We start from the raw sequence: 3,940 nt of genomic DNA on the forward strand, positions 1-3,940 counted from the left end.
CTTCACCCCAGGCCCCACCCTCTCCCCCTGTAAAAAACTCCTCGGTGGTCCATCGTTCAAACTCAAAATCGCCACCGCCCCGCGACTCCCCGCCATCACCCCGCTCACCTTGATATCCACCGGCGCCGTCTGGTTGGAAAACCACTGCAACGCCGGGCTGTCACTGCGCGTCGCGAGCATTTGCGGGGGGGCTGGTGGGGTGTGGGATTCGGCGCTGGTCAGGAGTAGCGACGACCAGGTCGCGACGCCGACCAGGGCGGCGAGCAGTGCGAGGGCCTGGACGGTTTGCGGGGGGGATATGCGGGTGGTGAGCATCATGGGCTGAATCTCCTTTTAGTCCCTGCTGACAGGCTACGCGGCAATTCTCACGGTTTTATTTCACACGGCTTACATGTTGGCCGTGCAGGATGTTTTTTTGGGACGGGGCTGGACGCAAGGGAGTGCGCATTCGATGAACCGGTGCAGGCAGAAGGGCTTTACGCTGATCGAGCTGATGGTGGTGCTGGTGATCATCGGGATTGCCAGTGCGGCGATCAGTCTGAGTATCAAGCCGGATCCGCTGCAGTTGCTGCGCAAGGACGCCGAGCGGGTGGCGCAGTTGCTGCAGGTGGCGCAGGCGGAGGCGCGGGCGGATGGTCGACCGATTGTTTGGCTGAGCGATGGCAAGGGGTTTCGGTTCAGTCGGCGCAGTGACAGTGGTCGGGGTTTTGAGCATTTCAAGGATGACCCGCAGTTGCGGCCGCGCACCTGGTACTGAATAGGGAAGGTGTATTCATTTACAGAAAAATAAATGTCTCCCCTTTTCCTTATGATGATCGCAGAGCTGGCGGTGAATCCGGTGCTGGAACACATCGATGTCGCGTAATCCGGAAGACTGTAGCTGTAGCTTAAGACGGCGACTACACCGAGACTCGTACACTGCCGGGCCCCTTTAGCCTCGCCGCTCGTTCAAAAAAATGAAAATCCACGGTTTGTTTCGTACAACTAAGGCTCTCAATTAGACAAAGTGGTGATAACCTACAGCGCCACTATTGAGCCATCATTGGCAAAAATACTCTTACACCATGGATGGAAACAAAGCCATGAATACACTTATCACAGCAGCATCGGATCAAACCCGAGGTATTTCGCCACCCAGAACGTGGCAAGAATTCCAGAGCTTCTGCGTGGATGCTTTTCCGTTAGTGCAATACAAATACAGTATAGGTCGTCGGCCGACTGCCAATTACTGGGTGTCGTCCGGATACGGAAAAAACGGTGACACTCAGAACGGCGTGGACATTTTCGACCATTCCTCCCACGCGACAATGCAATGCAAGCGCGTCGAAAAATTCAATCAGGGACATCTTGAAAAAGAACTTACCGCGTTGAGAGGCTACCACGCACCTCTCACCGCGCATTTCATAGTCACGTCACTCGAGGAAACAAACCAAACGGTGAGCACATTCGTCGCCCAGCACAACGCTGCCTTAGAGGATGAGGCGTACCCCGGACAGGTGCCTCCCATGCTGCCCGCGGCACGACTTCCAAAGCTGTATGTACTGAACTGGCCGGAGATTAAATCGATCCTTTGTACGGACTTATTCTTGGCATGGAAGTGGGGTTTTCACTTGGCCCACCCTCAATACCATAATTTAAACGGCATTGATCTCAAGTCCGTGATCGGCGCCGCCAGCACCATGGAGTGTTCGTTACCACCTGGTGGAGGTGGCAAATCTCCCAGAGTCTTGGATGCGATCAATGTTCTGACTCAATCGTTGGATGCCGTTGCCATTGCCTCACTGGGCGCAACGGAGAAAGTTGCTTCCTCAACAATCCATGGAATGAGGGATTTTCTCGAACTGATGGATCAAACGCGTGACATGGCTCGAAGGGTCAAACCTGCGCTAGCACAGTGCGAAAGTCTGGATGGGGTCAGCAAGCGCGAAGGACTCAAAACACTTAACCACATCGTAACTTTTCAGGCGCGTATTGAAGCGTACAAATACTTGAACCGACTCGAGGGCATGATCAAACGCCTAGTGAGTACTCTTGATCATGAGCATTTTTTTTCATTCGGGCAGAGAGAAATTAACTACGAGGAAATGTCCTTCTGGGATACAGACGAGAGCACCCGGTATTACAATTTTTCAGACAGTAACTCGGAGACACCACCTTGGTACATCCCGGGGCAGCCGCTATTGCAAGATGCACGATTCATCGCGAATGAGATCCGCAAGGTTAGAGTGAACATAAAGCTACCAAACATTCAATTTTGATACGAAGTGCTGCGTACGCTCGACGTTAATAAAGGGTGAAGCACCGGTGCGGTGCGGAGAGTGCTCCCCGCCCTGCACTGCACTGCACTGCACTGCACGCTTAGCGACTCACCAAGCGCGATTGCTTGCCGCGAATGGCTCGCATAATTCCGCCTTTTTCGAAATCAATGCTGCATTCGCTGCGTATATGAACTGCAATCAACCCGACTAGTGCTCTCAAGGTGGCCGTTAGACTTTTCCCATCATCATCTTAGGGAAGCGCTCAACACAGTCACCACTCCCGTCATCCAATAGACCGTTGAGTCTCAAATCAATCAGCTTGAGCATTCCGTCGCATTAACACCTAGCCCGACGAGATCTGGATGGGTGAAATGCGGGTGGTGAGCATCATGGGCTGAATCTCCTTTTAGTCCCTGCTGACAGGCTACGCGGCAATTCTCACGGTTTTATTTCACACGTCTTACATGTTGGCCGTGCAGGATGTTTTTTTGGGACGGGGCAGGACGCAACGGAGCGCGCAACCGATGAATGTGGGCAAGCAACAGGGCTTTACGCTGATCGAGTTGATGGTGGTGCTGGTGATCATCGGGATTGCCAGTGCGGCGATCAGTCTGAGTATTAAGCCGGATCCGCTGCAGTTGCTGCGCAAGGACGCTGAGCGTGTGGCGCAGTTGCTGCAGGTGGCGCAGGCGGAGGCGCGGGCGGATGGTCGGCCGATTGTGTGGGTGAGTGATGGCAAGGGCTTTCGCTTCAGTCGGCGCAGTGACAGTGGTCGGGGGTTTGAGCATTTCAAGGATGACCCGCAGTTGCGGCCGCGCACCTGGCAGAGTCCGAAGCTGGAGGTGCGGGTGGAGCCGAAGCAGAAGGTGGTGCTTAACGCCGAGTGGATCAACCCGCCGCTGCAATTGACCCTGTCTGATGGGCTCAATCGGCTGAGTGTGCTGCGCGATGCCAATGGCAGGATCAGTGTGCAATGAGCGATCAACGGGGCTTTACCCTGATCGAGGTGATGGTTGCGATTCTGCTGATGGCGGTGGTCAGTTTGATTGCGTGGCGCGGACTGGACAGTGTGACGCGGGCGGACAGTCATTTGCAGGCGAGCAGTGAGCAGAGCGACAGTTTGTTGCGGGCGTTGAATCAGTTGCAGCGTGATGTGGATATGCGTGCGGGTGTGGAGTTGAGTGAGCCGAAGAAGGTTGGCGTGGATGATGAGCCGCTGAGTGCGCCCCCTGCGTTGACGGTGCGCAGCAGTGATAGCAAGGGGTTTCGGTTGGATATCATTCGAAGTGCGGCGGATCAGCCTGGGGCTTTGCAGCGGGTGCGTTGGTGGGTCAAGGGGGATACGTTGTATCGGGCGGTGGCTGAGGCGCGCAGTCGTTATCCGTTGCCGGCGCCGGGGGCTGGGGTGGCGGTGTTGGATAGGGTGAGTGATGTGCAGGTGCGGGTTTGGGAGGTGGATAAGGGTTGGCGGCAGTTAAGTGGGAATCGGCGGGAGGATCCGTTGGGGTTGGAGGTTCGGTTGACGCGGGAGACGGCGCAGGGGGTGGAGCGGTATCGGCAGGTGATGGGGCCGTTGCAGTAGCTAGCATCACTGCATAACCTTGTGGGAGCGGGCTTGCTCGCGAATGCGGTGGGTCAGTTGATGGTGATTTGGCTGAGTGGACGCCTTCGCGAGCAAGCCC

Annotated in this window: 4 protein-coding genes and 1 pseudogene; 4 read left to right on the top strand and 1 reads right to left on the bottom strand. The window is 55.7% G+C overall.

The annotated features are described in order from the left end of the window. Window positions 1–318 (bottom strand): general secretion pathway protein GspC (locus tag QMX91_RS29495; protein WP_282413799.1); only part of this gene is annotated, 318 nt, incomplete at its 3' end. Window positions 319–451: 133 nt separating this feature from the next. Between QMX91_RS29495 and gspH (QMX91_RS29500) the strand changes: the two are divergent. The 4 genes and pseudogenes from gspH (QMX91_RS29500) to QMX91_RS29515 all read left to right on the top strand — a co-directional run. Then, window positions 452–751 (top strand): annotated as a pseudogene (gene gspH, locus QMX91_RS29500) (type II secretion system minor pseudopilin GspH); the annotation flags it as partial. Window positions 752–1,082: 331 nt separating this feature from the next. Beyond that, a complete protein-coding gene (locus QMX91_RS29505; protein ID WP_282413800.1) occupies window positions 1,083–2,258 on the top strand; it encodes a hypothetical protein in 1,176 nt (391 codons plus the stop codon). Window positions 2,259–2,782: 524 nt separating this feature from the next. Further along, window positions 2,783–3,235 carry a type II secretion system minor pseudopilin GspH gene (gene gspH / locus QMX91_RS29510; RefSeq protein ID WP_282413801.1) on the top strand — a complete coding sequence of 151 codons (453 nt, stop codon included), beginning with the start codon at window positions 2,783–2,785 and terminating at the stop codon, window positions 3,233–3,235. Continuing rightward, complete coding sequence (locus QMX91_RS29515) at window positions 3,232–3,840, top strand: prepilin-type N-terminal cleavage/methylation domain-containing protein (protein ID WP_282413802.1); 609 nt, start codon at window positions 3,232–3,234, stop codon at window positions 3,838–3,840. Before gspH (QMX91_RS29510) ends, QMX91_RS29515 begins: the two co-directional genes overlap by 4 nt. Window positions 3,841–3,940 lie beyond the last annotated feature (100 nt).

Source organism: Pseudomonas sp. PS01299 (assembly GCF_029960145.1).
In the GTDB taxonomy this organism is placed as follows: Bacteria; Pseudomonadota; Gammaproteobacteria; order Pseudomonadales; family Pseudomonadaceae; genus Aquipseudomonas; species Aquipseudomonas putida_A.

What these genes read in the sequence shown, in the direction of transcription:
- QMX91_RS29505 (WP_282413800.1), top strand. Translation starts at nt 1,083, where the DNA reads ATGAATACACTTATCACAGCAGCATCGGATCAAACCCGAGGTATTTCG.
- gspH (WP_282413801.1), top strand. Translation starts at nt 2,783, where the DNA reads ATGAATGTGGGCAAGCAACAGGGCTTTACGCTGATCGAGTTGATGGTG.
- QMX91_RS29515 (WP_282413802.1), top strand. Translation starts at nt 3,232, where the DNA reads ATGAGCGATCAACGGGGCTTTACCCTGATCGAGGTGATGGTTGCGATT.